This is a genomic window from Streptomyces fradiae ATCC 10745 = DSM 40063, from assembly GCF_008704425.1.
Taxonomy (GTDB): domain Bacteria; phylum Actinomycetota; class Actinomycetes; order Streptomycetales; family Streptomycetaceae; genus Streptomyces; species Streptomyces fradiae.
This window is the reverse complement of the sequence record NZ_CP023696.1, coordinates 2371881-2396442: the sequence shown is the minus strand read 5'-3', so window position 1 is coordinate 2396442 and position 24562 is coordinate 2371881. Positions and strand designations below refer to the sequence as shown.

At 76.4% G+C, this 24562-nt stretch carries 25 protein-coding genes, 1 tRNA gene and 1 riboswitch; of the genes, 16 read left to right on the top strand and 10 right to left on the bottom strand.

Translation table 11 applies throughout. From position 1 onward, the window contains the following. Positions 1-107: 107 nt before the first annotated feature. Positions 108-1394, bottom strand: coding sequence for a PTS transporter subunit EIIC (locus CP974_RS10660; protein WP_031136459.1), 1287 nt, complete (start codon positions 1392-1394; stop codon positions 108-110). Positions 1395-1576: 182 nt separating this feature from the next. Between CP974_RS10660 and CP974_RS10655 the strand changes: the two genes are divergently transcribed. From CP974_RS10655 to rdgB, 4 genes are all read left to right on the top strand, one after another. Next, entirely contained in the window at positions 1577-1831 is a 255-nt protein-coding gene (locus tag CP974_RS10655) for a PTS sugar transporter subunit IIB (RefSeq protein ID WP_257787045.1), read from the top strand. 323 nt (positions 1832-2154) lie between these two features. After that, positions 2155-2886 carry a ribonuclease PH gene (rph, locus tag CP974_RS10650; RefSeq protein WP_031136800.1) on the top strand — a complete coding sequence of 244 codons (732 nt, stop codon included), beginning with the start codon at positions 2155-2157 and terminating at the stop codon, positions 2884-2886. 98 nt (positions 2887-2984) lie between these two features. Further along, the gene (locus CP974_RS10645; protein WP_031136799.1) at positions 2985-3362 is read left to right on the top strand and encodes a DUF8711 family protein; all 378 of its coding nucleotides are present in this window, start codon (positions 2985-2987) and stop codon (positions 3360-3362) included. Between the two features lie 67 nt (positions 3363-3429). Continuing rightward, positions 3430-4032, top strand: a complete 603-nt coding sequence (rdgB, locus tag CP974_RS10640) for an RdgB/HAM1 family non-canonical purine NTP pyrophosphatase (protein ID WP_031136797.1) — start codon at positions 3430-3432, stop codon at positions 4030-4032. A 56-nt stretch (positions 4033-4088) separates the two neighbouring features. Here the strand turns inward: rdgB and CP974_RS10635 are convergent. The 4 genes from CP974_RS10635 to bcp all read right to left on the bottom strand — a co-directional run bounded on the left by CP974_RS10635 (position 4089) and on the right by bcp (position 5990). After that, a tRNA-Leu gene (locus CP974_RS10635) sits at positions 4089-4161 on the bottom strand. 11 nt (positions 4162-4172) lie between these two features. After that, positions 4173-4712 (bottom strand): HNH endonuclease signature motif containing protein, encoded by a 540-nt coding sequence (locus CP974_RS10630; protein ID WP_051840092.1) that lies wholly within the window; start codon positions 4710-4712, stop codon positions 4173-4175. After that, a complete protein-coding gene (locus tag CP974_RS10625) occupies positions 4709-5356 on the bottom strand; it encodes an HNH endonuclease signature motif containing protein (RefSeq protein WP_031136793.1) in 648 nt (215 codons plus the stop codon). The genes CP974_RS10630 and CP974_RS10625 overlap by 4 nt, the downstream gene beginning before the upstream one ends. Positions 5357-5522: 166 nt before the next feature. Continuing rightward, positions 5523-5990 (bottom strand): thioredoxin-dependent thiol peroxidase, encoded by a 468-nt coding sequence (gene bcp, locus CP974_RS10620; protein WP_031134397.1) that lies wholly within the window; start codon positions 5988-5990, stop codon positions 5523-5525. 142 nt (positions 5991-6132) lie between these two features. On the opposite strand from bcp, the gene CP974_RS10615 reads away from it, so the two are divergent. From CP974_RS10615 to CP974_RS10605, 3 genes are all read left to right on the top strand, one after another. Beyond that, positions 6133-6456 (top strand): DUF3618 domain-containing protein, encoded by a 324-nt coding sequence (locus tag CP974_RS10615; protein WP_031134399.1) that lies wholly within the window; start codon positions 6133-6135, stop codon positions 6454-6456. A gap of 56 nt (positions 6457-6512) precedes the next feature. After that, positions 6513-6851, top strand: coding sequence for a GroES family chaperonin (locus CP974_RS10610; protein ID WP_031134400.1), 339 nt, complete (start codon positions 6513-6515; stop codon positions 6849-6851). A gap of 47 nt (positions 6852-6898) precedes the next feature. Further along, a riboswitch (guanidine-III (ykkC-III) riboswitch) is annotated at positions 6899-6972 on the top strand. Positions 6973-7008: 36 nt separating this feature from the next. Beyond that, positions 7009-7329 carry a DMT family transporter gene (locus CP974_RS10605; protein ID WP_031134402.1) on the top strand — a complete coding sequence of 107 codons (321 nt, stop codon included), beginning with the start codon at positions 7009-7011 and terminating at the stop codon, positions 7327-7329. A 179-nt stretch (positions 7330-7508) separates the two neighbouring features. Here CP974_RS10605 and CP974_RS10600 read toward each other — a convergent pair whose 3' ends face one another. Next, positions 7509-10121, bottom strand: a complete 2613-nt coding sequence (locus CP974_RS10600) for a transglycosylase domain-containing protein (protein ID WP_051839780.1) — start codon at positions 10119-10121, stop codon at positions 7509-7511. 214 nt (positions 10122-10335) lie between these two features. On the opposite strand from CP974_RS10600, the gene CP974_RS10595 reads away from it, so the two are divergent. From CP974_RS10595 to CP974_RS10575, 5 genes are all read left to right on the top strand, one after another. Then, the gene (locus tag CP974_RS10595) at positions 10336-11136 is read left to right on the top strand and encodes an ABC transporter permease (RefSeq protein WP_031134404.1); all 801 of its coding nucleotides are present in this window, start codon (positions 10336-10338) and stop codon (positions 11134-11136) included. Between the two features lie 94 nt (positions 11137-11230). After that, positions 11231-12046 carry an ABC transporter permease gene (locus tag CP974_RS10590; RefSeq protein WP_031134406.1) on the top strand — a complete coding sequence of 272 codons (816 nt, stop codon included), beginning with the start codon at positions 11231-11233 and terminating at the stop codon, positions 12044-12046. A gap of 4 nt (positions 12047-12050) precedes the next feature. Further along, positions 12051-13166 (top strand): ABC transporter ATP-binding protein, encoded by a 1116-nt coding sequence (locus CP974_RS10585; protein WP_223844647.1) that lies wholly within the window; start codon positions 12051-12053, stop codon positions 13164-13166. A gap of 309 nt (positions 13167-13475) precedes the next feature. Then, the gene (locus tag CP974_RS10580) at positions 13476-14081 is read left to right on the top strand and encodes a DUF1707 SHOCT-like domain-containing protein (protein ID WP_031134409.1); all 606 of its coding nucleotides are present in this window, start codon (positions 13476-13478) and stop codon (positions 14079-14081) included. Between the two features lie 120 nt (positions 14082-14201). Further along, positions 14202-15509: a DUF445 domain-containing protein gene (locus CP974_RS10575; protein ID WP_031134411.1), complete on the top strand. Its 1308-nt coding sequence runs from the start codon at positions 14202-14204 to the stop codon at positions 15507-15509. A 426-nt stretch (positions 15510-15935) separates the two neighbouring features. On the opposite strand, the gene CP974_RS10570 is transcribed toward CP974_RS10575, so the two are convergent. From CP974_RS10570 to CP974_RS10560, 3 genes are all read right to left on the bottom strand, one after another. Further along, the gene (locus CP974_RS10570) at positions 15936-16247 is read right to left on the bottom strand and encodes a hypothetical protein (RefSeq protein ID WP_031135731.1); all 312 of its coding nucleotides are present in this window, start codon (positions 16245-16247) and stop codon (positions 15936-15938) included. A gap of 219 nt (positions 16248-16466) precedes the next feature. Continuing rightward, the gene (locus tag CP974_RS10565; RefSeq protein ID WP_373276781.1) at positions 16467-17030 is read right to left on the bottom strand and encodes an excalibur calcium-binding domain-containing protein; all 564 of its coding nucleotides are present in this window, start codon (positions 17028-17030) and stop codon (positions 16467-16469) included. A 193-nt stretch (positions 17031-17223) separates the two neighbouring features. Then, positions 17224-18240 (bottom strand): SEC-C domain-containing protein, encoded by a 1017-nt coding sequence (locus CP974_RS10560; protein WP_031135729.1) that lies wholly within the window; start codon positions 18238-18240, stop codon positions 17224-17226. A gap of 218 nt (positions 18241-18458) precedes the next feature. Here CP974_RS10560 and CP974_RS10555 point away from each other — a divergent pair, with 218 nt between their 5' ends. Both CP974_RS10555 and CP974_RS10550 read left to right on the top strand, forming a co-directional pair. Further along, positions 18459-18752: a DUF6412 domain-containing protein gene (locus CP974_RS10555; protein WP_031135728.1), complete on the top strand. Its 294-nt coding sequence runs from the start codon at positions 18459-18461 to the stop codon at positions 18750-18752. Between the two features lie 589 nt (positions 18753-19341). After that, positions 19342-20046 (top strand): YidC/Oxa1 family membrane protein insertase, encoded by a 705-nt coding sequence (locus tag CP974_RS10550; protein WP_078915852.1) that lies wholly within the window; start codon positions 19342-19344, stop codon positions 20044-20046. A gap of 301 nt (positions 20047-20347) precedes the next feature. Here the strand turns inward: CP974_RS10550 and CP974_RS10545 are convergent, their stop codons facing one another. After that, positions 20348-21637 carry a Gfo/Idh/MocA family protein gene (locus CP974_RS10545; protein ID WP_223844646.1) on the bottom strand — a complete coding sequence of 430 codons (1290 nt, stop codon included), beginning with the start codon at positions 21635-21637 and terminating at the stop codon, positions 20348-20350. A 50-nt stretch (positions 21638-21687) separates the two neighbouring features. Between CP974_RS10545 and CP974_RS10535 the strand changes: the two genes are divergently transcribed. Both CP974_RS10535 and CP974_RS10530 read left to right on the top strand, forming a co-directional pair. Continuing rightward, entirely contained in the window at positions 21688-23016 is a 1329-nt protein-coding gene (locus tag CP974_RS10535) for an ROK family transcriptional regulator (protein ID WP_085921265.1), read from the top strand. A gap of 119 nt (positions 23017-23135) precedes the next feature. After that, positions 23136-24275, top strand: a complete 1140-nt coding sequence (locus CP974_RS10530) for a hypothetical protein (protein ID WP_150485795.1) — start codon at positions 23136-23138, stop codon at positions 24273-24275. Positions 24276-24562: the final 287 nt, after the last annotated feature.

Below are 24562 nucleotides of genomic sequence, written 5' to 3'. Positions count from 1 at the left end.
GAGGTCCGCCTGTGCCGGGACACCCGTTCGCGCGGGGACGCCCCTCGCCGGGACGCCCGCATGTGCCGGTACGCCCGCCGCGCCGGGCGCAGGCGTACGCCCCGCCGCTACGGCTTCGTCACCTCCCGCGCCATCTCCTCCTCCACCTCCTCCGGCTCCCGCCCCGGCGTCGCCAGACCGAACAGGGTGATCGCGAAGCGGAACACCACGTAGTACACGACCGCGAAACCCAGACCGATCGGAATGATCAACCACGGCTTGGTGTCCAGATGCCAGTTCACGACGTAGTCGATCAGACCCGCCGAGAAACTGAAGCCCGCGTGCACCCCGAGCCCCCAGGTGATCGCCATCGACGCCCCGGTCAGCAGCGCGTGCAGCCCGTACAGCAGCGGCGCGGCGAACATGAACGAGAACTCGATCGGCTCCGTCACCCCCGTCACGAACGACGTCAGCGCCACCGACACCATCAGCCCCGACACCTCCGCCCGCCGCTCCGGCCGCGCCGTGTGCGCGATGGCCAGCGCCGCGGCGGGCAGCCCGAACATCATGATCGGGAAGAACCCCGACATGAACTGCCCCGCCGTCGGGTCCTCCGCGAAGAACCGCGTCAGGTCCCCCCGCACCACCGTGCCGTCCGGCTTGGTGAACTCACCCGCCTGGAACCAGAAGAACGTGTTCAGGAACTGGTGCATCCCCACCGGGATCAGCAGCCGGTTCGCCACACCGAAGATCCCCGCGCCCCACGCGCCCAGCCCGATCAGCTGCCGCGCGAACCACTCCAGCGCGGCCCCCACCGGCTCCCACAGCAGCCCGAACGCGACCCCCAGCAGCACGCACAGGAACGCCATCTGGATCGGCACCAGCCGCCGCCCGTTGAAGAAGCCCAGCCAGTCCACCAGCTTCGTGCGGTGGAACCGCTGCCACACCACGGCCGTCAGCAGCCCGATCAGGATGCCGCCCAGCACCCCCGGGTTCTGCGGCAGCCCCTCCGGCACGTCCTCGGTCACCGTCCCCGCGCGTGGGAACGCCTTGAGGACGTTGAAGTACACCAGGAAGCCCACCACCGCCGCGAGCGCCGTCGAACCGTCCGCCTTCTTCGCGAAGCCGATGGCCACCCCGATGCAGAACAGCAGCGGCAGCCCGAACGACCCGTCGAGGATCGCCGTACCCCCCTGCAGCAGGACGCTCGACACCTTGTCCCAGAAGTCGCCGTGCAGGGACGCGGAGAACAGGTTGCCCAGACTCACCAGCAGCCCGGCGGCCGGCAGCACCGCCACCGGCAGCTGCAGGCTCCGACCCACCTTCTGGAGCCCCTGGAAGAGGGCGCTCCGCCGTGACCGGCGGGGCGGGGCGGCCTTCGCGCCACCGCCGTCCGTCGAGCGGTCGTTGCTCATCCGAGTCCTCCCGGGACAGACTGGTGTAGACCAGTTGCGATACGCTCGGCCGGAGCCCGGCCGCGGGCGAGTGCCGGTGATCGTCATGATCGCGGACCGGGTGGCGGCCCGCCCGCGTAGATGGGCCAACCGTGAGTTACCGTGACGAACGCGGACGTACGGCGGCGCCCACCCCGCGCCCCGTGGACACCAGGGAGAAAGACATGGCCAGCAAGGCTGAGAAGATCGTCGCCGGGCTCGGTGGGATCGACAACATCGAAGAGATCGAAGGCTGCATCACCCGCCTGCGCACCGAGGTGAGCGACCCCGACCTCGTCGACGAGGCCGCCCTCAAGGCCGCCGGCGCCCACGGCGTCGTCAAGATGGGCACCGCCATCCAGGTCGTCATCGGCACCGACGCCGACCCCATCGCCGCCGACATCGAGGACATGATGTGACCGGCCCCCGCCCCTGACGACGAGGCCCGCCCCGAACGCCCCACCGGCACGAGGCGGGCCCCGCCCCGCGCCACCCGGCGCCGCGCCACTCGCCCCGCGCCGCCCGGCCCGGCCCCGCCCCCGCGCCACGCGGCCCCGGCCATCGCCCGTCCGCAGCGCCCGCGCCGCCCGGCCCCGCCCGCGCCGCCCGGCCCCGCCCCGGCGCCAGGCCCGCGCCACCTCGCTTGCGCCGCCCCGCCCGCGCCGCCCCGCCCGCGCCGCCCGGCCCCCACCCGCCCCCGGCCCCCGCCCGGGCAGCGCCCCGCACCGCCTAGGCTGCCCCCATGACCCGTATCGACGGCCGCACACCCGAACAGCTCCGCCCCGTCACCATCCAGCGAGGCTGGAGCAAGCACGCCGAGGGCTCCGTCCTCATCTCCTGCGGCGACACCAGAGTCCTCTGCACCGCCTCCGTCACCGAGGGCGTACCCCGCTGGCGCAAGGGCAGCGGCGAAGGCTGGGTCACCGCCGAGTACTCCATGCTCCCCCGCTCCACCAACACCCGCGGCGACCGCGAATCCGTCCGCGGCAGGATCGGCGGCCGCACCCACGAGATCTCCCGCCTCATCGGCCGCTCCCTCCGCGCCGTCATCGACTACAAGGCCCTCGGCGAGAACACCATCGTCCTCGACTGCGACGTCCTCCAGGCCGACGGCGGCACCCGCACCACCGCCATCACCGGCGCCTACGTCGCCCTCGCCGACGCCGTCGCCTGGGCCCAGCAGCACAAGCTCGTCAAGGCCGGCCGCAAGCCGCTCACCGGCACCGTCGCCGCCGTCTCCGTCGGCATCGTCGACGGCACCCCCCTCCTCGACCTCTGCTACGAGGAGGACGTGCGCGCCGACACCGACATGAACGTCGTCTGCACCGGCGACGGCCGCTTCGTCGAAGTCCAGGGCACCGCCGAAGCCGAACCCTTCGACCGCAAGGAGCTCAACGCGCTCCTCGACCTCGCCACCGGCGGCTGCGCCGACCTCGCCGCCCTCCAGCGCGAAGCCCTCGACGCCACCCTCTGACACCCGCCGCAACCACGCCGCCCCCGACGGCGTCCCACCCGACACGGGCGTGCGGAAGGTACCGTACGCCCGTGACCACCAGGGGAGGACACCCGCTCATGCGCCGTCGCCACACCACCGCCCTCATCGCCTCCGCCGCCCTCGCCGCCCTCACCCTCACCGGCTGCGGCGCGGTCGACAAGGCGCTGGGCTGCGTCCAGACCGCCGACGCCATAGCGACCAGCGTCGACCGCCTCACCCAGGCGGCCTCCAACGCCGGCGACCCCACCCAGCTCGAGGAGTCCCTGAGCGCCATCGACAAGGAACTCGCCGCCCTCGACGCCAAGACCGGCGACGCCGACCTCTCCAAGGCCGTGGACGACCTCGCCGCGGGCGTCGAACAGGTCCGCACCTCCGTCCGCGCCGGCGACACCACCCCCGACCTGAAGCCCGTCACCGACGCCGCCGCCGAAGTCGGCAAGGTCTGCACCCCGTAGCCGCACGCGAACGGCCCGCACCCCACCGGCCGACGACGGCGGGCGCGCCCCCGCGATACTGGACGCCATGACCCGCCTGATCCTCGCCACCCGCAACGCCGGGAAGATCACCGAACTCCGCGCCATCCTCGCCGACGCCGGACTCACCCACGAACTCGTCGGCGCCGACGCCTACCCCGACATCCCCGACGTCAAGGAGACCGGCGTCACCTTCGCGGAGAACGCCCTGCTCAAGGCCCGCGCCCTCGCCCAGGCCACCGGCCACCCCGCCGTCGCCGACGACTCCGGCCTCTGCGTCGACGTCCTCGGCGGCGCCCCCGGCATCTTCTCCGCCCGCTGGGCCGGCCGCCACGGCGACGACCAGGCCAACCTCGCCCTCCTCCTCGCCCAGCTCTCCGACATCGACGACGCCCACCGCGCCGCCCACTTCGCCTGCGCCGCCGCCCTCGCCCTGCCCGACGGCACCGAACGCGTCGTGGAGGGCCGCCTCGACGGCACCCTCCGCCACACCCCCGCGGGCACCGGCGGTTTCGGCTACGACCCGGTCCTCCAGCCCGAAGGCGAGACCCGCACCTGCGCGGAGCTCACCCCCGCCGAGAAGAACGCCATCAGCCACCGCGGCAAGGCCTTCCGCGCCCTCGTCCCGGCCGTCCGCGACCTGCTGGGCTGACCGAACGAAGAAGACCCCGCACCTTGGATTCCAAGGTGCGGGGCCCTCTCGCCCTGTGCGCCCGGTCGGATTCGAACCGACAAACACGACCACCTAAAGATCGCCGCTCAGCCCTTGGCGTACGGGCGCCCGGCCGCGCACTACTCTACTGGCCCGGCCGCCCGGTCGGGAGGGAGCTGCCGGCCAGCGCCCCGGGGGCGCCCGCCGCGGCACCAGGTGCCGGTGACGGCATGGCAGTTGGGGCAGAGCAGCCGCAGGTTCTCGCGCCGGTCGTCACTCCAGTCACCGTTGACGTGGTCGACCTCCAGCGTCATGGGCTTCCCCAGCCACACGGGCCCCACTCCGCACTCGGCACACTCCTCGGGAACGCCCACTTCGCGCAGCGCGCGGCGCAGGAGGACGGTCCTGGTGCGCCGCGCGCCGCCGTGTCTCACCAGGATGTCCTCGGCCCGCCTGACGGGCGTCGCGCCCGGCTTGCCACGACCGTGGGCCTGACCCAGGAGGTGCTCGGTCGAGAGGCCGTCCTCGGCCACCCACTGGCGGAGCCTGCGCCGCTGGGTGCCGCTGTCCGGACGGCCCAGCAGGCGCAGTACCCCGGCGAGCGAGACCGACTCCGCGACCGCCCGGCGCAGTTCGCCGGGGTCCGGGCGCTCACGGGGGTACCGCGCGCCGCCGCTCACACGGCCCCCTCGGCGGCGCGCCTCTTGGCGCGGCCGCGGTAGCCGTCCGTCGTGGCGTGGCAGTTGGGGCAGAGGTAGCGAAGGTTCTCGATGCGGTTGTCTCGCCAGTCGCCGTCGACGTGGTCGACCTCCAAAGGCAGGGCGCGGCCCCGCCAGACCGGTCCTGTGCCGCACAGCGCGCAGCGCTCGGCGACACCCCGCGCCGCCATGGCGGACTTGAGCCGGTCGCTCGGAACACGCCGGGCCCGGTCGGCGGGCTGCCTGACGAGCAGGTGCTCGGTCCCGGAGCGCCGTGGCACGCCGCGGCGGTCCGGCGCCCGGAAGTGCGAGGTGTCGATGCCGTACGCCCTGATGCGTCGGCTTATGTGCGTGTGGTGTCCGCCGACGACCCCGAGGCCGAGGTGGCGCAGGACGTCGCACATGTTCGTGGAGGCCGCGACCGCGGACCGGAGGACGTCCCTGGTCCACTTCGTCTCCCGTTCGAAGTGCGAGGTCTCCACCCCCAGCCGCCTCATCCGCTCGCGCACGTAGCGCCGTGTCGGACTCGCCGGGTCCACCCCCAGCCGCTCCAGCGCCTCCGACAGGGTCCGCGCCCCTCGGGCGGCCTCCTCCAGGCGCTCTTTCGTGTACGGGCTGACCCGCATCGATCCCCTCCCACCCGGCCGTCTGTTCGTGGCCTCGTACGGAGTAACGGAGCGGAGGTGGGGCGGTTACGGGCGGCCGCGGCCGCGGCCGCGGGTGCTGGGGTGGGGGCGGGGGTGGGGTGGCCCGTGCCGTCCGGTGGGGCGGTACGGGCCGTTCGCGGGGTGGTCAGATGCCGAGGTCCTTGATGATCTTGGCGACGTGGCCGGTGGCCTTGACGTTGTAGAGGGCGCGCTCGACCCTGCCCTCCTCGTCCACGACGACGGTCGAGCGGATGACGCCCGTCACCGTCTTGCCGTACAGCTTCTTCTCGCCGTACGCGCCGTACGCCTCCAGGACCTTCTTCTCCGGGTCGCCGACCAGGGTGACCTTCAGGTCCTCCTTCTCCCGGAACTTCGCCAGCTTCTCCGGCTTGTCCGGCGACACGCCGATGACGTCGTACCCGGCGCCGGCGAGGAGGTCCAGGTTGTCGGTGAAGTCGCACGCCTGCTTGGTGCAGCCCGGCGTGAGCGCCGCGGGGTAGAAGTACACGATCACCTTGCGGCCCCTGCGGTCCGCGAGCGAGACGTCGTTGCCGTCGGCGTCGGGGAGGGTGAAGTCGGGGGCGGTGTCGCCGGGCTGCAGTCGCTCGCTCATGGCTGTGGCTCTCCTCGGGGCGGGTGCGGGCGGTACCCGACCGAGCCTAACGGGGGTCTGGGAGGGCCCCGGGCCGGTCGAGCTGACAGACTGTCCCTGACGCAGCGACCGAACGATCACGACCACCAACGGAGGCAGCCCGGTGTCGGACGCCAGGACTCCCGCGCAGATCGAGGCGGACATCGTCCGCCGGCGCGCCCAGCTCGCCGTCACGCTCGACGAGATCGGCGTACGGCTGCACCCGAAGACGATCATCGGTGACGCCAAGGCCAAGGTGGCGTCCACGGTGGACGAGACGGCCGGCCGGGCGTTCGTCGCGGTCAACCGGGTGGTGACCGACGTGCGGTCCCGTTTCGTGGACGAGCAGGGCGCGCCGCGCCTGGAGCGGGTGGTTCCGGTGGCGCTGCTCGCGGTCGGGGTGATCGGTCTGATCGCGGTGTCGTCGTCGCGCAGGCATCGGCACTGAGGGCGGGCCGGGCCCCCTGGGCGGGGCGGGGTCGCCGGGGCAGGTAGGTTCGTGGGGTGAGCGAGAACACCCACGACAAGTTGCCCATCCGGATGCTGCACGACCGGGTGCTGGTCCGGTCCGACGTTCCCGAGGGCGAGCGGCGCTCGGGAGGCGGCATCCTCATCCCGGCGACCGCCGCTGTCGGCAAGAGGCTGGCCTGGGCCGAGGTGGTCGCGGTCGGGCAGAACGTCCGGACCGTGGAGCCCGGTGACCGGGTGCTGTACGACCCGGAGGACCGTGCCGAGGTGGAGGTGCGGGGGGTGGCGTACGTGCTGATGCGGGAGCGTGACCTGCACGCGGTGGCCGCCGATCGCTTCGAGGGCTCCGAGGACTCCACGGGGCTCTATCTCTGATCCCTCCGCCGCCGCCGTGGCCGGGCGCGGCCGTCCCTCGTGGGCGGTCGCGCCCTTTGCTACCTTTGGGGGAACCCGACGAGACGCGCCGTACCGGGTCACAAGGCAAAGACGACGCACACCGGATTTCCTCCGTCGTGAAGGGGTGTGTGTCGTCATGGCCTGGGTGCTGCTCATCGTCGCCGGTCTGCTGGAGGTGGGCTGGTCGATCGGGATGAAGTACACCGAGGGGTTCACGCGGCTGTGGCCGAGCGTGCTGACCTGTGCGGGGATCGTGGCGAGCATGGTGCTGCTGGCGCAGGCGGTGAGGACGCTGCCGATCGGTACGGCGTACGGGGTGTGGGTCGGTATCGGTGCGGCGGGGGCCGCGGTGGTGGGGATGCTCGTGCTGGGTGAGCCGGTGACCGCCGCGCGGATCTTCTTCGTCTGTCTGCTGCTGGTCGCCGTGGTGGGGCTGAAGGCCACGTCGGGCCACTGAGCCGGCGGGCCGCCTGGCGGGGCCGTCGGCCGGGTGGGCGTGGTGGGGGCGGTGGGCCCCGGCGGGTCTGGGGTTCGGGGGCCCGGGGGCCTTGCGGGTGTGGCCGGCCGGGTGGGCCGGTGCGGCCCGGGTGGGGCCCTCGGCGCGGGTGGGGCGGCACCCCGTGCGGGGTGCCGCCGTCACTCGATGACCAGGGTGTCGGTGGCCGGCCGCGCGGGGGCCGGGGTGCCGGGCGGGGCCTGGGGTCCCTGCGGGGCCTGGGGGCCTTCGGCGGGGTGGGGCCGGTCGCCGGCCGTCGCCCCGGTGGCGTCCTCGGCGCCCGCTTCCTCGGTGCGCTCCCCGGTCTCCTCTTCGGTCCCCTCCTCCGTCTCCCGTTCGTCCTTCTTCTTGATCTCGGAGCCCTTCGGCAGTTCCAGGTCGAAGTCGCGGGCGGGTGTGCCGTCCAGGGCGGTGCCGGTGTAGTGGGCCCAGACCTCGGCCGGGGCGCCGCCGCCGTTGACGCGGGCGAGGCCCATCGCGCCGTAGAGGGGTTTCTGGGCGCCGGTCTTGGGGTCCTGGCCCATGAGGGCGACGACGGTGGCCAGGTCGGGGGTGTAGCCGGCGAACCAGGCGGCCTTGTCGTCCTCGGCGGTGCCGGTCTTGCCGGCGGCGGGGCGGCCCACGGCGCGTGCGGCGGTGCCGGTGCCGCCCTCGACGACGCCGCGCAGGACGGCGGTGGTGGTGTCGGCGGCGGCGCGGCTCACGGCCTGCCGGGCGTCGGACCCGGCTGCGGGGAGGGGGAGTTCGCGGTCGCCGGCGGGGTCGATGCGTTCGACCTTCTCGACGAGTGAGTACAGTCCGCGCTTCCCGTGGTTGGCGAGGGTCGCGTACGCCTCGGCCATGTCGAGGACGCTGGCGGTGGCCGGGCCGAGGGCGATGGACGGGGACGCGGTGAGGTCCGGGGTGTCGGCGGGCAGGCCGAGGGCGATGGCGGTGCGCCGTACCTTCTCGGGGCCGACGTCCACGGCGAGTTGGGCGTACACGGCGTTCACGGACCGGTCGGTGGCCGTGTGCAGGGGGATGCCGCCGTAGGAGGCGTCGTCCTCGTTGGCGGGGGCGTAGGCGGCGCCGGTCCAGCCCTGGACGGGGCGCTTGTTGGTGCCGTCGTAGACGGTGTTGGGGGTGATGCGTTCGCCGCGCTGGGTGGCGGCGCCCTGGGCGACGGCGGCGGCCAGGACGAACGGTTTGAAGGTGGAGCCGACCTGGTAGTCGCGGCGGGTCGCGTTGTTGACGTACTGGCGGGTGTAGTCGACGCCGCCGTAGAGGGCGACGACCTTGCCGGTGGAGGGTTCGATGGAGGCGCCGCCGACGCGTACGTACTGGTCGGTGGGGTTGTTCTGGGGGTCGAGGCGGTCCAGTACCTGGGCCTTCACGGCCTCGGCGAAGGCGTCGACGCGGTCCTTGCGGAGCGTGGTGGTGATGCGGTAGCCGCCGGCGGCGAGGGCCTTCTCGGTGAGGACGCCGTGGCGGGCGAGGAAGGTGTTGACGGCCTGGACGGCGTAGCCGCGCTGCCCGGCGAGGCCGGCGGTGGGGTGGGAGGGGAGGACGGCGGGGAACTCGAGGGCGTCGCGGTCGGGGCGGCTCAGCCAGCCTTCCTGGACCATGGCGTCCAGGACGTAGTTCCAGCGGGCGGCGGCGCGGGGGCGGTTGGCGGGGCGTGCGCCGACGTCGTAGGCGCTGGGGGCGTTGAGGAGGGAGGCCAGGTAGGCGCCCTCGGCGGTGTCGAGGTCCTGGACGTCCTTGCCGAAGTAGGCCTGGGCGGCGGCCTGGGCGCCGTAGGCGTTGCGGCCGTAGTAGCTGGTGTTGAGGTAGCCCTCGAGGATCTCGTCCTTGGAGGTGGCCCGGTCCAGTTTGATCGCGATGAAGAACTCCTTCACCTTGCGGGTGACGGTGCGTTCCTGGCCGAGGTAGTAGTTCTTCACGTACTGCTGGGTGATGGTGGAGCCGCCCTGGGTGCCCTTGCCGGTGAGGGTGTTCCAGGAGGCGCGCAGGAGGGCTCCGGGGTCGACGCCGGGCTCGGTGTGGAAGTCGCGGTCCTCGGCGGCGAGGACGGCCTGCCGGAAGGGGCGGGGGACGCGTTCGAGCGGGACGCTCTCGCGGTTGACCTGTCCGCCCTGGGCGAGCGGGCTGCCGTCGGCGTACAGGTAGACGTTGGCCTGGGCGGTGGCGGCGGCGTTGGGCGGGGGGATCTCGATGAGGTGGTATCCGGCGAGGAAGCCGCCGCCGAGGAGGAGGACGAGGAGGAGCAGGCCGCCGAGGAGCATGCGCCAGGTGGGGAGGGCGCGCCGCCAGCCGGTGCGGCGGCGCCGCTTGCGGCCCTTGGGTTCTCTGGGCCGGTCGGGCCCGGTGGGGCCGGATCCGGGGCCGGTGCCGGTGCCGGTGCCGGTGCCGGTGCCCGTGCCGGTGCCCGTGCCGGATCCGGGGCCGGTGCCGGGGGCGCGTCGGCCGGTGGGGTGGCCGACGGGGCCGGGGCCGGGGGCCTGGCCGGTGTCCGGGGCCGGGTCCGGGGCTCTGCCGGGGGCGGGGCCTTCGCCGGGGGGTGTGCCGTGGCCGGGCTCGGGGCCGGTGCCGGAGCGGGGGGCGCGCCGCCCGGAGCGGGCCTCCCGGCCGGGCGGGGTCCCCGGCCGGTCGGGCCGGCCGGGTGTGCGGCCTTCGGCGGGGGCGGGCGCGGCGTCGGCGCCGCCCGGCTCCTGGACGGTGGGGTCACGGGGCTCCCAGCCCCCGGCGGGGGGCTGCGGCGGTGCGTCGCTCACTGGGTCTCCGGCACGGTCGCGGTCATGGACGTGATCACTGTCCGAATTGTGATGTTTTATACCTTGCCTTCATAGTGCACCGCGCCGGGCGCCCGGCCGCGTAGCCGCGACGGGAAAAGAAGTCGCGAACCCACCCCGACGGTGGCTAGGCTCGGCCGCTTTGACGGAGTGCCGGACGGCACCGGACCGAGCGGCGGGAGGGGGAGGCGGCGCCATGCGGCTCTACTGGGCGGTCCTCGCGGGCAGTTTCCGCCGCCACGCCACGTACCGGGTCGCCACCGCCGCCGGGGTCTTCACCAACACCGTCTTCGGCTTCATCCTGGCGTTCACCTACATGGCCCTGTGGGAGGAGCGTCCGCGCCTCGGCGGCTACGACATGGCCGAGGCCCTCGCGTACGTCTGGCTCGGCCAGGCCCTGCTCGCCGTCACCTCCCTGATGGGCGGCGGGTTCGAGGACGAGCTGATCCAGCGGATCAAGACCGGTGACATCGCCGTCGACCTGTACCGGCCCGCCGACCTCCAGCTCTGGTGGTTCTCCGCCAACCTCGGGCGCGCCGCCTTCCAGCTCCTCGGCCGGGGCGTGGTCCCCATGACGGCCGGCGCGCTCGCCTTCGACATCGCCCTGCCCGAACACCCCGCGACCTGGGCGGCCTTCCTCGTCTCGGTGCTGCTCGCGATCGCGGTGAGCTTCGCCCTGTGGTACCTGGTCGCCCTGTCGGTGTTCTGGCTCCTCGACGGGGCCGGGGTGGTGCAGGTGGCCTGGCTGTCCGGGGTGTTCTTCTCCGGGATGCTGCTCCCGCTGACCGTCTTCCCCGGCGCCCTCGGCGAGGTCGCGCGGGCGCTGCCCTGGGCGTCGATGCTCCAGGTCCCGGCCGACGTGTTCCTGGAGCGGCGGACCGGCCGGGCCCTGCTGGGGGCGTACGGCTTCCAGGCGGGCTGGGCCGTGGCCCTGCTGGCGGCGGGGCGGGCCCTCCAGGCCGTCGCGACGCGCCGGGTGGTGGTGCAGGGTGGGTAGCGGGCGGGCCGGGGCGCCGGGGCCGGAGCCGTACGCGGGGGAGACGGCCGGCGGCGGGTGGGCCGGGGGCGGGCTCGGGCGTCGTCGCGGGCGGGTGGCCCTGGCGGCGGAGGGGCTGCGCGCGTACGGGCTGATCGCCGTCATGTGGATCCGCTCCACGATGACGTACCGCTTCTCCTTCGCGATGACGCTGCTGTCCAACCTGACGGTGAACTTCTTCGACTTCGTCGTCATCATGATCATGTTCGGCCATGTGCGGGGCCTCGGCGGGTTCGCCTTCGGCGAGGTGGCGTTCCTGTACGGGACGACGAGCACCGCCTTCGGGCTGGCCGACCTGGCGATGGGCCAGACCGCCAGGGTGGGGCGGCGGGTGCGGGACGGCACGCTCGACACGTTCCTGGTGCGCCCCGCGCCCGTGCTGGCGCAGGTGGCGGCCGACCGGTTCGCGCTGCGGCGGCTCGGCCGGGTGGCGCAGGGGCTGCTGGTGCTGGTGTGGTCCCTGGTGGTGCTGGAGGGGGTCGACTGGACGCCCGTGAAGGTGCTGCTGGTGCCGCTGATGGTGGTGACCGGGGCGCTGATCTTCGGGTCGCTGATGACGTTCGGGGCGGCGTTCCAGTTCTGGGCGCAGGACGGCGCGGAGGTGGCCAACTCCTTCACGTACGGCGGCAACACCCTCCTCCAGTACCCGCCGTCCGTCTTCGGCGCCGAGCTGGTGCGGGGGGTCGTGTACGTGGTGCCGCTGGCGTTCGTCAACTGGGTGCCCGCCCTGTACGTGCTGGGCCGCGAGGCGCCGGCCGGGCTGCCGCCCTGGGCGGCCTTCGCCTCCCCGCTGGTGGCCGCCGTGTGCGTGGCGCTGGCCGGGCTGGCGTGGCGGGTGGGCATCCGTTCGTACCGGAGCACGGGGAGCTGAGCACATGACGACGACCGGACCCGACCGCACGGGGCCTGACGGCGCGGGGCCTGACCGCGCCGGGCCGGATCCCGGGCGCCCGGACCGCCCGGACGGCCTCCGCGACGAGCCCGGCCTCCGCGACGAGCCCGGCCCCCGCGACGCGCGCGATCCGCGCGACGCGGACTTCATCGCCCTCGACGGGGTCGAGAAGTCCTTCGACGTGCGGCGCCGCGTGGGGCTGCTGCGCCGGGAGAGGCGGCGGGTGCGGGCCGTGGACGAGCTGACCTTCCGCGTGGCGCGCGGCGAGATGGTCGGCTACATCGGCCCGAACGGCGCCGGCAAGTCCACCACCGTGAAGATGCTCACCGGCATCCTCACGCCCAGCGGCGGCAGGCTGCGGGTCGCCGGGATCGACCCCGCGCGGGAGCGCACCCGCCTGGCGCACCGCATCGGCGTGGTGTTCGGGCAGCGTACGACGCTCTGGTGGGACCTGCCGCTGCGCGACTCGTACCGGCTGGTGCACCGCATGTACCGGGTCCCGGACGCCCGCTTCCGGGAGAACCTCGACCGGTGCGTCGAGCTCCTCGACCTCGCCGACCTGCTGGAGGTGCCCGTACGGCAGCTCTCCCTGGGCCAGCGGATGCGCGGCGACATCGCGGCGGCGCTGCTCCACGACCCGGACGTGCTGTACCTGGACGAGCCGACGATCGGGCTGGACGTCGTGTCGAAGGCGAAGGTGCGGGAGTTCCTGCGGGACCTCAACGCCGAGCGCGGCACCACGGTGCTGCTCACCACCCACGACCTGACCGACATCGAGCAGCTGTGCTCGCGCGTGATGGTCATCGACCACGGGCGGCTCGTGTACGACGGCTCGCTGGGCGGGTTGCACGAGGCGGGGGCGGGGGAGCGGACCCTCGTGGTGGACCTGGAGCGGGAGCTGCCGCCCGTCGAGGTGCCGGGCACCCGTGTCGTCCGCGTCGAGGGGCCCCGGCAGTGGCTGGCGTTCCCCGCGTCGGCGTCGGCGGCGCCGCTGGTGGCGGCGGTCGCGGCGGCGTACCCGCTGGTCGACCTGTCCGTGCGGGAGCCGGACATCGAGGCGGTGATCGCGCGGATGTACGCCGGACGGCGGTCGGCCTAGGCTGGGCGTATGACGGACCCGGAACGGCTTCCCGGCCGCCCCCAGCACCCCGAGGACCCCGGCCCCGACCGGCCGGTGAACCCCGACGCGCCCGCGCACGGCGCCCCCGCGTCGGGCACACCCGCGTCGGACGCGCCCACGGGACCCGCTCCCGACGGGCCCGCCTCCGGTGGTACCGCCTCCGGTGGTCCCGCCTCTGGTGGGCCCTCTTCCGGTGACCCCGCCCCCGGCGCGTCCGCGCACGGCGCCCCGGACGTGCCGGGCGCCCCCGTGCCCGCCGAGGCGCCCCTGCCCGCCGGGCCCGGGGCGATGCGCGCGTCGGACACCGAGCGGGAGGCGGTCGCCGAGCGGCTGCGCGATGCCCTCGCGGAGGGCCGCCTGGACATGGCCGAGTTCGACGAGCGGCTGGACGCGGCGTACCGGGCGAAGACGCACGGCGAGCTCGTCCCGCTCGTCCGCGACCTGCCCGCCCCCGCCGGCGGCCCGGCGGCCCCCGCGCACGCGCCGTCGGGCGGCTGGGCGGCCCGCATCGGGCGGCCGGCCACGTCCCGCAGCGGCGTCGCCGTGTTCGGCGGCTTCGGGCGGGGCGGCCGGTGGAGCGTGGGCCGCGCCTTCACGGCCGTCGCGGTCATGGGCGGCGGCGACATCGACCTGCGGGACGCCGACTTCGAGGACCGGGAGATCGTCATCCGCTGCTTCGCCCTGATGGGCGGTGTCTCCGTCGTCGTCCCGCCGGACCTCGACGTCGAGGTGAGCGGCATCGGCCTCATGGGCGGCTTCGACGACCGGGCCACCGGACCCGGCACGCCCGGCTCGCCGCGCGTCCGCATCACCGGGCTCGCCCTGATGGGAGGCGTCGAGGTGAAACGCAAGCCGCGAAAAGGTGAGAAAAGCCGCAACAGCCTGGAAAAGTAGCCGCTCGGGGAACCAGCTCCCCTCCTCGGGAGTACCAGCAGGAAGAGGACGGGGAGGCCGTGCGGGCCCGGAGCCGACACCGGGCGGAGCGGGCCCCGCAGGCGGAACAGGGCGGAGCGGATGAGCACAACGGGCGGACGGGCGCCGCGCACGGCGGGCGCCGGCGGCTTCGCGTACACGGCGGAGGACGAGGAGAAGCGCCGCGGGGTGCGCCGGATGAAGGCCACGGCGACGGCGCTGCTGCTCCTGGTGGCGGTGGTGTACGCGCTGGCGACCTGGGCCGGGGCGGCCGGCGTGACCGGCTGGCCCGGCTACGTCGCGGCGGCGGCCGAGGCGGGCATGGTCGGCGCGCTCGCCGACTGGTTCGCGGTGACCGCGCTGTTCCGCCGCCCGATGGGCCTGCCCATCCCGCACACGGCGATCATCCCGACCAAGAAGGACCAGCTGGGGGCGTCGCTGGGCACGTTCGTCGGGGAGAACTTCCTGTCGGCGGACGTCGTGCGGACCCGGCTGCACGCGCTGGACATCGCGGGGCGCCTCGGCGCGTGGCTGTCGGAGCCGGCGCACGCCGACCGGGTCACGGCGGAGCTGTCCACGGCGCTGCGCGGCGCGCTGACCGTCCTGCGCGACGCCGATGTGCAGGCGGTCGTCGGCGAGGTGATCACGCGCCGCGCGGAGGCGGTGGAGGTCGCGCCGGGCATCGGCCAGACCCTCGACCGGGTCGTCGCGGACGGGGCGCACCACCGGGCGGTGGACCTGGTCTGCGCCCGCGCCCACGACTGGCTGGTGCTGCACGGCGACTCGGTGATGGACGCGGTGCAGGGCGGCGCGCCGGGGTGGACGCCCCGGTTCGTGGACCGGAAGGTCGGGGAGCGGGTCTACAAGGAGCTGCTGCGGTTCGTCACGGAGATGCGCGACATGCCGGGGCACCCGGCGCGCGGGGCGATCGACCGGTTCCTGGTGGACTTCGCGGCGGACCTCCAGGGGGACACGGAGACGCGGGCGCGCGTGGAGCGCCTGAAGTCCGACCTGGTGGCGCGGCCCGAGGTGCAGGACGTCATCGCCTCGGTGTGGGGCTCCGTGCGGGCGATGATCGTGTCGGCCGCGGAGGACGAGCACAGCGAACTGCGGCAGCGGGCGCGGGCGTCGCTGCTGGCGCTGGGCGCGCGGCTGACGACCGACGCGCAGCTGCGGCGGAAGGTCGAGGGGTGGCTGGAGGACGCGGCGGCGTACGTGGTGACGACGTACCGCTCGGAGATCACCTCGCTGATCACCGACACCGTGGCGAGCTGGGACGCGGACCAGACGTCCCGCAAGATCGAGGCGCACATCGGCCGGGACCTGCAGTTCATCCGCATCAACGGCACGGTGGTCGGCGCGCTGGCGGGCCTGGTGATCTACACGGTCTCCCACTCGCTGGGCGGGTGAGGTGACCGCGGGGCCCGCCGGGCCCCGGCCCGGCGGCGGGCGCGGGAGCCGGTCGGCCGCCCTCGGTCCGGCCGTGGGGCGCGGGCGGGCCGACGCCCGGCCGGGGTGGGGCGGGGGTCCGGCCGGGCGTGGGGCGGGGGTGATTCCGGCCGGGCGTGGGGCGGGGGTCCGGCCGGACGCCGACCCCGCCCCAGGGCGTCCTGGCGGCGCGCGCCACGGCCGGGCCGGGATGGCGGCGCGCCCCACGGCGTCAGGGCCTGCTCCGGGGCCTGCACTCCGGGCCTGCACTCCGGGCCTGCGCTCCGGGCCTGCGCTCCGGGGCTCGTGACGCCGGGCCCATGAGGCCGTGACGCCTGGGCCCGGGGCGCCGAGGCCGGGACGACGTCGTCCACCCGCCCCGGCGCCACGACGCCGGGGGGCCACCGCTCAGGCGCCGGTCCGCTCCCGGCGGGTGACCGCCCAGGACGCCGCGGCCATGCCCCCGGCGACCGAGAACACGGCCGGCCAGGCGCCGACCTTCTTCGCCAGCGGGTGCGACCCGGCGAACGCGGCCACGTACGCGGCGCTCAGCCCGGCCGCCGCGGCGTTCCCGCCGCGCCGCCGCCACTCCCGCGCGGCCACGGCGCCGGCGGCGGCCAGCGCCACACCGCCGAGCGGCCGCTTCCCGGTCCACCGCGCGACGCCGTAACCGCCGATCAGCCCGCCCGCGGCCACCACGGCCACCGGAACCCTGCCCATACGAGAACCCTCCTGCCACATCGACGACACCCCGAGGCTAACCCGCCCCGCCCCGGCGCCCCCGACCGCCCGCCTCGGCCCCCGGAAGGCCGCCTCGCCGGGTCACCGGGGCGGACGCGTGTCCGGAGCCGGGCGCGGAGCCGGGCGCGGGGCGGGGTGCCGGGCCGCCGGCGCGGGGCGGGCCGGAGGCGGGTGGCCGCGGGGAAGCCGGCGGCCGGGTCAGCCCTCGCAGCCGACGCCGTCGCCGTCCCGGTCCAGGTGGCGGCCGTAGCCGGGGTCGCCCGCGCGGACGGGGGCGGCGCCCGCCGCCCTGGCGGCCGAGCAGTTCGCGTAGTAGGTGCTGCCGCCGCCGGACGAGCCGCCCCCCGAGTCGCCGGAGCCGCCGTCGTCGCTCGACGAGGCCGCCCGGCGCGTCACCGTGGCCGTCGCGGTCACGGTGGCCGTCGTCTCCACGGTCGCCGTCGCCGTCGCCGTCGCCGTGGTGGTGACGGTGACCGCGGGCGCGGGGGCCGCGGAGGCGGAGGGCGAGGCCGTGACGGTGGCGGTCACCGTGGCGGCCGGGGCCGCCTTGGCCGCCGGCTCGGTGCCGTCCCCGGCGCCCATCGCGCCGCAGCCGGTGCCGATCAGCAGGAGGAGCACCCCGCCGGCCCACACCCGCTTCATGCGATACAGCGGCCGCTGCGCCGCCGCGCCGGACGCGGGCGCGGCGGGCGGCGGAACGGGGTGGGACTGGTAGGGCTGGTGGGGCTGGTAGGACTGGTGGGGCTCGTACGGATTGCTCATGGCACACGTCTCCCTCGCGCACACGGGACTGGGGATGCGTGGGGGGACGGTCGAGCCAGCCGGCGGTGGTGCAAGGTGAAACTACTGCACCGCAATCATGGAGAACAGGTGAACGTGTGTACGGGTGACGGTGCGTCACCCGGTCGCCCCGCGTGCCCGGTCGCGCCTCGGGCGCCGCACCCGGGCGCGCGCCCTACAGCTCGGCCTTGCCGTGGCAGTCGGCGTAGGGGGCCGTCGAGCCGCACCAGCAGGGCGAGGTGCGGGGCGGGGGCCAGGGGAGGGCGCGGCCCCGCGCGGCGAGGGTCGTGGCGTACTGGGGGAGCAGCTCCGCGTCGGACGGCGACGCCCCCTCGGACGCCGCGAACGCCTCGTAGGAGGGGACCGTGCCGCGCACGACGCCCAGGTTCGGCGTGCCGGCCGCGGCCAGTTCGCGCAGCGACGCCTCCAGGTCCGTCAGGTGCGCCTCGTGCGTCGGGTACTCGGCCTCCAGCTCCGGGTAGGCCGCCAGCAGCTCGGCCAGCTCCTCGCGCGGCCACAGCAGCACGGCGACCGGGAACGGGCGGGACAGCGCCGTCCGGTACGCGCCCAGCTCGCTGCGCAGGCGGGTGATCTCCGCCCGGAGCTCCGCCGGGTCCGACGAGCCCAGCGCCCAGGTCCGGTTCGGGTCGTGCAGCTCGTCCAGCGGCACCGCGCCCGTGTGCAGCCGGTCCGCCAGCACGTCCCAGTCGTCGTGTCCCCGCGCCAGCAGGCGCCGCACCCGGTGCCGGGACATGAGCAGCGACTGCGCCGCGTACGGCACCTCCTGCTCGTGGGGCAGCGGCACCAGCGCCCGCGCCGCCGCCGTGAACGTCTCCTCCGACGCCTCCAGTTCGTCGTGCGCCTCCAGCGTCTCCCCGGCGATCTCCCAGGCCGCCGCGTCCGACGGAACCGCCGCCCGCAGCCCGTCCAGGATGGCGCGGGCCTCCGCCTCGTGCCCGTACTCCCACAGGTTCGCCGCCTTCAGCGCCCGCACCAGGTGCGGGCTCTCCGGCTCCGGGGGCGTGGACAGCAGCGTGTCGTACAGGGCCGTCGCGCGGGCGCGGTCACCGGCCAGCTCCAGGTGCGCGGCCGCCCGCAGGAGCAGCGGCTCCCGGTCCCCCGGGTACTGCTCCGCGGTGCGCAGCAGGCGCTCGGCTTCGTTGGTGTGGTCAGCAGGCGTGTCGAGGCGCATGCCCACCACCGTACTGCTGTGCGTCCCGCCTCCGGTGGGCTTGTGGACGGACGTGCCGCGAACGCGGGACCGCACCACCGTCCGCCGGGCGAACTCCGGTACGGTGAGGGGCGGAAGGGCCATCGGCCGGCCGTCGGACGGCCTCCGGAAGGTCCCGGGCAGGTCCCGGGCAGGTCTTCGGGAAGGTCCTCGGCAAGTCTCCGGGAAGGGGGAAGCACGTGTACGGGACGTTCCTGCGCCTGCTGCTGCCGCTCCTGCTCGCCGTCGTCCTCCTCGCGGACGGGCCCTCCCTCTCCGCCGTGGCGCTCGCCGCCGCCGCGCTCGTCGCCTGCGCCGTCGTCAGTGCCCGCGCCGTCCCCTCCGTGCCGTCCACGCGGGTGCGCACCGCCCTGCGCGAGCGGGACCGGCGTACGGCGTTCCTGCCGCAGCGCGACCCCGACGCCCCCGGCCGCCGCCGCCCCCGCGCCCCCGGACGCCGCGCCTCGGCGGCGATCGCGGCCCCGGCATCCTGACCGGGACAGCGCCACCTACCTGACCGGCTCTGCGCTGCCTGACCGGCTCTGCGCTGCCTGGCCGGGTCTGGGCTTCCTGACCGGGACAGCTCTACCTGACCGGGTCTGGGCTTCCTGACCGGCTCTGCGCTGCCTGGCCGGGTCTGGGCTTCCTGACCGGGCCTGGGCTTTCCGGCCGGCCTCCGGTGACCTCTCGGCGGCCGTTGCGGCCGGCTCCGTCCTCGCGGCGCGCGCGTCCCGTCCGCGGTACGTCCCGTGCGCGGGCGTACGCGGCCGTGCGCGGGCGCATGCGGGCGGACGCTCCGGTGCGGCTGCCGGTCCCGTAGGGGGCGTGTCCGGGGTGCCGTCCGGGTCCCAGGGGGGTCCGGGTCTTCTCCGGCCCGAAGGCCGCCCCCGGGGGCCTGAGTCCGGGCTGCGGGCAGCCCCGAGGGCCCTCGGGTGGCCCGGTGCTCTCCGGCCCGTGCGTCGGATTCCGGGTGCCGCGGGCCCTTCCGCGCCCGTACCGCCTCGCCGCCCCTCCGTGTGCCGACCACCACTCCGGATTCGCCGCCCTCAGGGCGGCGCGACGACTCAGAGGTTCCCCTTGTCCATGCTCGTGGCCTTCTTCACGTGGCTCTCCGGGATCGTCCCGGCCCCCGCCGCGATCGTCCTCCTCACCGTCCTCGTCCGCACCGCGCTCCTCCCGCTCGCCGTCGCCGCCGCGCGCGGCCAGCGGGAGCGCGCCCGCCTCGCACCGCGGGTGGCGGCCCTGCGCAAGCGGTACGCCAAGGACCCGGACCGCCTCCAGCGGGCCGTGCTCGACCTGCACGCGCGCGAGAACGTCTCACCGCTCGCCGGGTGCCTGCCCGGACTGCTCCAGGTGCCGGTCTTCTTCCTGCTGTACCACCTGTTCTCCCGCGACGAGCTGTCCGGCCACGCCCTGCTGGGCGCGCCGCTCGGCGGCCGGTGGGCGGACGCCCTCGCGCACGGCGGGGTGCTGGGGCAGGCCGGGCTGGTGTACGGGGCGCTGTTCGCGCTGGTGGCCGCCGTCGCCACGTACACCTACCGCACCACCCGTACGCAGATGGGCGCCCTGGGCGCGGAGCCGGCGGTGCCCGGCATGGGCGCGATGTCCCGGCTGCTGCCGCTGATGCCGTTCGCGACGCTCGTGACCGTCGCCGTCGTGCCGCTGGCCGCCGCGCTGTACGTGGTCACCAGCACCACCTGGACCGCGGCCGAGCGCGCCGTGCTGCACCGCCCGGCCGCCGGGGGAGCCGACCGCCGGCCGCCGGGGCCGGCCAGGGCGTCGGGCTGAGCCACCGGGGCCGCGCGCGCGACGCCGGTGCCGGCGCCCCGGCGGCCGGACCGGTCGCCCTCCCGGGGGCGGCGGCCGTACGACGGTCGGGCCGGCCGGGGTGACCGTGCGGCCTGATCGGCACGGGCGTGCGGCCCGGCCCGCGACGTCCCCGTCCGGGAGGGCGCGGTCCCGTGCCGGAGGGGCGGGGGTACGGCCCTCGTCCCGCGCGGTCGCCGCCCGCCGCCCGCCGTGCCCGGCGGCTCACCCGCCCCGCCCCGGCCCGCCGGGCCCGGTACGCCCGCCGGGCCCGGCCCGGCCTTCAGACCAGGTCCACCGCCACGCCCTCCTGCGCCGAGCGCCGTGCCGCCTCCAGGACGTCCAGCGCCGCCGCGGCCTCCTCGGCGGTGACCGGCGGGGCCGTACCGTCGCGCAGGGCCGCCGCCACCGCCGCGTAGTACGCCGGGTAGGCGCCCGGCAGCGACGGCACCGGCCGCCCGCCGCCCGTCACCGGAGACTCGCCCGCGCCGACCCTGCCCCACAGCTCCTCGGGCTCCACGCCCCACGGCTCCCCGGCGGCCGGCCGGGCCCCCGCCCGCAGCGCGGCCTCCTGCGGGTCGAGACCGTACTTCACGAACCCGGCCCGCTCGCCCAGCACCCGGAAGCGCGGGCCGAGCTGCGGCGCCGTCGCGCTGACGTACAGGTGCGAGCGCACCCCGCCCGCGTGGGTGACCGCGACGAACGTGTCGTCGTCCGCCTCGGCACCCGGCCGCCGCACGTCCACCTCCGCGTACACCCGCACCGCCGGGCCGAACAGCGCCAGCGCCTGGTCCACCACATGGCTGCCCAGGTCGTACAGGAGCCCGCCGATCTCCTCCGGGGCGCCCGACTCGCGCCAGCCGCCCTTCGGCAGGGGCCGCCACCGCTCGAACCGGGACTCGAACCGCCGTACGGCGCCCAGCTCGCCGCGCTCCAGCAGGGCGCGCAGGGTCAGGAAGTCGCTGTCCCAGCGGCGGTTCTGGAACACCGAGAACAGCAGGCCCGCCTCCCGCGCCAGCGCCCCGAGGGCCCGCGCCTCGGCCGCCGTACCCGCCACCGGCTTGTCCACGACGACCGGCAGCCCGGCCCGGAGCGCGGCCGTCGCGAGGGGCACGTGCGTCTTGTTCGGCGACGCGACGACGACCAGGTCCAGCTCGTGCGCCCGCGCCCACAGCTCGTCCGGCGACGCGGCGAACCGCACGTCCGGGAACTCGGCGCGGGCCTGCTCCCGCCGCTCGGCGTTCGACGTCACGACCGTGTCGAGCACCAGGCCGGGGGTCGCGGCGATCAGCGGCGCGTGGAACACCGACCCCGCGAGGCCGTAGCCGACCAGACCCACCCGCACGGGGGCCGGCGCGGACGCGACGGGGGTGGGGTGGCCGGCCGACGGCGTGGGGGCCGGGGCAAGGTCCGGGACGGGGGCCGGGACCGGGGCGTCCGCTGTCGTCCGGGAGACCGGGGCGGCCGGGGTGATCGGGGCGGCCGGGGTGATCGGGGCGGCCGGGGTGATCGGGGCGGCCGGGGCGGCCGGGGAGTCGGGCGCGGGTGCGGGTGCCGGGGGAGGAGTGGTCATGCGTGCCACTTAAGCAACGCTGTTGCGTTACCGCAAGCGCCGCCCGCACAATGCGGAACGTGAACCTCTCCGGCCTCCGCAGCCACAACACCGCCCGTGTCCTCGGCCTGCTCCGCGCGGCGGGCGGAGACGGGGTGAGCCGCCTGGAGCTCGCCGAGCGGACGGGGCTCACCCCACAGGCCGTCAGCAAGATCGCGGCCCGGCTGCGGGAGGAGGGCCTCGTCGCCGGCGCCGGGCGCGGGCCCGCCACGGGCGGCAAGCCCCGGACGCTGCTGCGCCTCGTCCCGGGCGCCGCCCACGCGGTGGGCCTGCACCTGGACCGCGACCGGCTCACGGCCGTGCTGGTCGACCTGGCGGGCGTGACCGTGGCGGTGCGCACCGGCCCGCTGGACCTGGGCGCGGGCCCCGCGCACGTGGTGGCGGTGGCCGCCGCCGAGGTGGCCGCGCTGCGCGGCGGCGGGACGCTCATGGGTGTGGGCGTGGCCATGCCCGGCCCCCTCGACCACGTGGCCGGGGTGCCGCACCGGGTGACGGGCTTCCCCGCCTGGGACGGCTACCCCCTGCGCGACGCCCTGCGCGCCGCGTTGCGCGACGCCGGCTCGGGAGAGGCCCTTGAAGGCGGCGTGGAGGGCGCCGGGGCGGGTGTCGCGGGCGGCGCCCCGCCCGGCCGGCCGGCCGCCGGGCGGAGGGTGGCCGGGAAGCGGGCGGAAGGCGGCGCGGACACGGGCGGTGGGCCGACGACGGGCGGGGCGGGGCCGGGCGGTGGGCCGCCGGGCGCGGTCGCCGCGACGGAGGCGGGCGGCGGCGCAGGCGCGGGGCCGGGGGAGGGCGCCGGGGCGGTCGCGGGCGCCGGGGTGCCGCCCGTGGCGGTCGACAAGGACACGAACGCGGCGGCGCTGGCCCTGGCGCTGCGGGAGCCGGGCGGGTCCTCGTTCGCGTACGTCCACGCCGGTACGGGGCTGGGCGCCGGGCTCGTGCTGGACGGGGCGGTGTACCGGGGCGCGCGGACGGGGGCGGGGGAGTTCGGCCACCAGACGGTACAGCTGGACGGCGCGCCCTGCGGCTGCGGCGGGCGCGGCTGCCTGGAGGCCCTGTGCCTGGCCGCCGTCGCGCGCGGCGACCTCGACGGGGCCGCCCGCGTACTGGGCGTGGGCGTCGCGAACCTGGCCGGGCTCCTCGACATCGACCGGGTGCTGCTGGGCGGCCGGGTGGTGGCGAAGGCGCCGGAGCGGTTCGTACGGGGCGTGGGCGCCGCCCTGGCCGAGCGCGCCCGGCTGGCCGGCGGGCCCGAGGTGCCGGCCGCGCTCGCCCCCGGCACGCCCCACCTGGTGGCGGAGGGCGCGGCCCAGCTCGTCCTGGCCCCGGTGTTCGGCCGCTGACCGGGTCGGCCGTGGCGTGGGCCGTTCGGGCGGACCCGGCCGTGCGTACGCGGGAGGGGCGCCGCGCCGGTGGAAGACATCCGGGGACGACCGCCCGGCGAGCAGCGGAGGCAGCCCCCATGCGCGTGCGCACCGCCCTGGCCGCAGCCCCGTTGGCGGCCCTCGCGGCCCTCACGTCCCCGTGCCCCGCCCCCGCCCGTGCGGCCCCACCCGCCGCCCAGGTCCCCCCCACCCCCGCGTCCGATGTGGGGCTCGCCGCCGCGCCCGTCGCCGTCCCGTCGTCCCCGTCCCTGGCCCCGCGCCTCGCCGCCCCGCCGGCCGGGGCCGGGACGCCCCCGGCCCCGCCCGCCGACGCGGCGGCGCACCCGGAGCCGAGCTGCGGCGACCGGGGCATGACGGCGTTCCCGCTCCGTACGCGCATCACCGGCGGCCCCGCGGCGTACGAACCGGGGGCCCCGCCCCGCACCTGGTACGTGGAGCTGACCAACACCACCCTGCGGCCGTGCCGGGGCATCCACCCCGTCGTCGTCCTCACCGACCGGTCGGGCCGGCTCGTGCCGGCGCAGGTCCGCATGGCCTTCACCGCCCCGCCCGGTGTCGCCGAGCGCCCCGTACGGCCCGAGCACACCGACCACCGGGAGGTCGTCGGCGTCCTCGACGACGCCACCGACCCGGCCTTCGCCGGCTTCACCGTGCCGGCGGGCGGCACGCTCCGCGTCCCGGTGCGCCTGGCCTTCGCCCCCGGCGCGGGCCCCGACGAGGTGACGGCCACCGCGGCGGTGGTGCAGCGCCGGGGCGACGACGGCGACTGGGTCGGCACCTCCCCGCCGTACCGCTTCACCCTCACCGGCCCCGCCCACCCGCCCGCGAGCCCGCCCGCCCACCCGTCCGCGAGCCCGCCGGCCCACCCGTCCGCGAGCCCGCCCGAGACCCCGCCGGCCCACCCACCCGCGACCCCCTCCGCGCCCCCGCCCCCCACGCCCCGGCGGTCGCCCGCGACCCCGCCCCCGCCCGGCACCCCGCACCCGCTCACGCCCCCGCCCTCACCACCCCCCGCGACCCTGCCCCCGACCTCGCCCCCGACCCCGACCCCGGCCCCGTATCCGCCCGGTCAGTCCCCGCATCCGGCCGAGTCGCGGGAGCTGGCCGGCACGGGCCACCGGGCCACGCCCCGCCTCCTCCCCCTGGCGGCGGGCGCCGCCGGCTGCCTGGCCGCCGGGGCGGCCGCCCTGGCCCTCACCCGCCACCGCCGCCGCTGACCCCCTGGCCCCCGCCCGCAGGCCCCCGCCGCCCCGCACCTGCCTCCGGCCCCTGGCCCGACCCCGGCTCCCGACCCCTGGCCCCCGCCGGGACCCCGCCCGGCCGCCGGCCCCATCCGCCCCGGGCCCCGCCCCCGTCCGCGGGCCGTTCGCGCTCCCCCTCGACAGGGCCCGGAGCCGCGATACCAGGTGGTCGGCGGGGTCGTGATCCGTACGACGTGACTACCCTGGGGGCGCCGCCACAGCGCTGTCGCGGCGCACCCAGCACGCAAGCGGTATCTGTACGG

Coding starts and splice junctions, on each gene's coding strand:
- CP974_RS10660 (WP_031136459.1), bottom strand. CDS start 1,394: ATGAGCAACGACCGCTCGACGGACGGCGGTGGCGCGAAGGCCGCCCCG.
- rph (WP_031136800.1), top strand. CDS start 2,155: ATGACCCGTATCGACGGCCGCACACCCGAACAGCTCCGCCCCGTCACC.
- CP974_RS10645 (WP_031136799.1), top strand. CDS start 2,985: ATGCGCCGTCGCCACACCACCGCCCTCATCGCCTCCGCCGCCCTCGCC.
- rdgB (WP_031136797.1), top strand. CDS start 3,430: ATGACCCGCCTGATCCTCGCCACCCGCAACGCCGGGAAGATCACCGAA.
- CP974_RS10625 (WP_031136793.1), bottom strand. CDS start 5,356: ATGCGGGTCAGCCCGTACACGAAAGAGCGCCTGGAGGAGGCCGCCCGA.
- bcp (WP_031134397.1), bottom strand. CDS start 5,990: ATGAGCGAGCGACTGCAGCCCGGCGACACCGCCCCCGACTTCACCCTC.
- CP974_RS10605 (WP_031134402.1), top strand. CDS start 7,009: ATGGCCTGGGTGCTGCTCATCGTCGCCGGTCTGCTGGAGGTGGGCTGG.
- CP974_RS10595 (WP_031134404.1), top strand. CDS start 10,336: ATGCGGCTCTACTGGGCGGTCCTCGCGGGCAGTTTCCGCCGCCACGCC.
- CP974_RS10585 (WP_223844647.1), top strand. CDS start 12,051: ATGACGACGACCGGACCCGACCGCACGGGGCCTGACGGCGCGGGGCCT.
- CP974_RS10580 (WP_031134409.1), top strand. CDS start 13,476: ATGCGCGCGTCGGACACCGAGCGGGAGGCGGTCGCCGAGCGGCTGCGC.
- CP974_RS10575 (WP_031134411.1), top strand. CDS start 14,202: ATGAGCACAACGGGCGGACGGGCGCCGCGCACGGCGGGCGCCGGCGGC.
- CP974_RS10570 (WP_031135731.1), bottom strand. CDS start 16,247: ATGGGCAGGGTTCCGGTGGCCGTGGTGGCCGCGGGCGGGCTGATCGGC.
- CP974_RS10565 (WP_373276781.1), bottom strand. CDS start 17,030: ATGAGCAATCCGTACGAGCCCCACCAGTCCTACCAGCCCCACCAGCCC.
- CP974_RS10560 (WP_031135729.1), bottom strand. CDS start 18,240: ATGCGCCTCGACACGCCTGCTGACCACACCAACGAAGCCGAGCGCCTG.
- CP974_RS10550 (WP_078915852.1), top strand. CDS start 19,342: ATGCTCGTGGCCTTCTTCACGTGGCTCTCCGGGATCGTCCCGGCCCCC.
- CP974_RS10545 (WP_223844646.1), bottom strand. CDS start 21,637: ATGACCACTCCTCCCCCGGCACCCGCACCCGCGCCCGACTCCCCGGCC.
- CP974_RS10535 (WP_085921265.1), top strand. CDS start 21,688: ATGCGGAACGTGAACCTCTCCGGCCTCCGCAGCCACAACACCGCCCGT.
- CP974_RS10530 (WP_150485795.1), top strand. CDS start 23,136: ATGCGCGTGCGCACCGCCCTGGCCGCAGCCCCGTTGGCGGCCCTCGCG.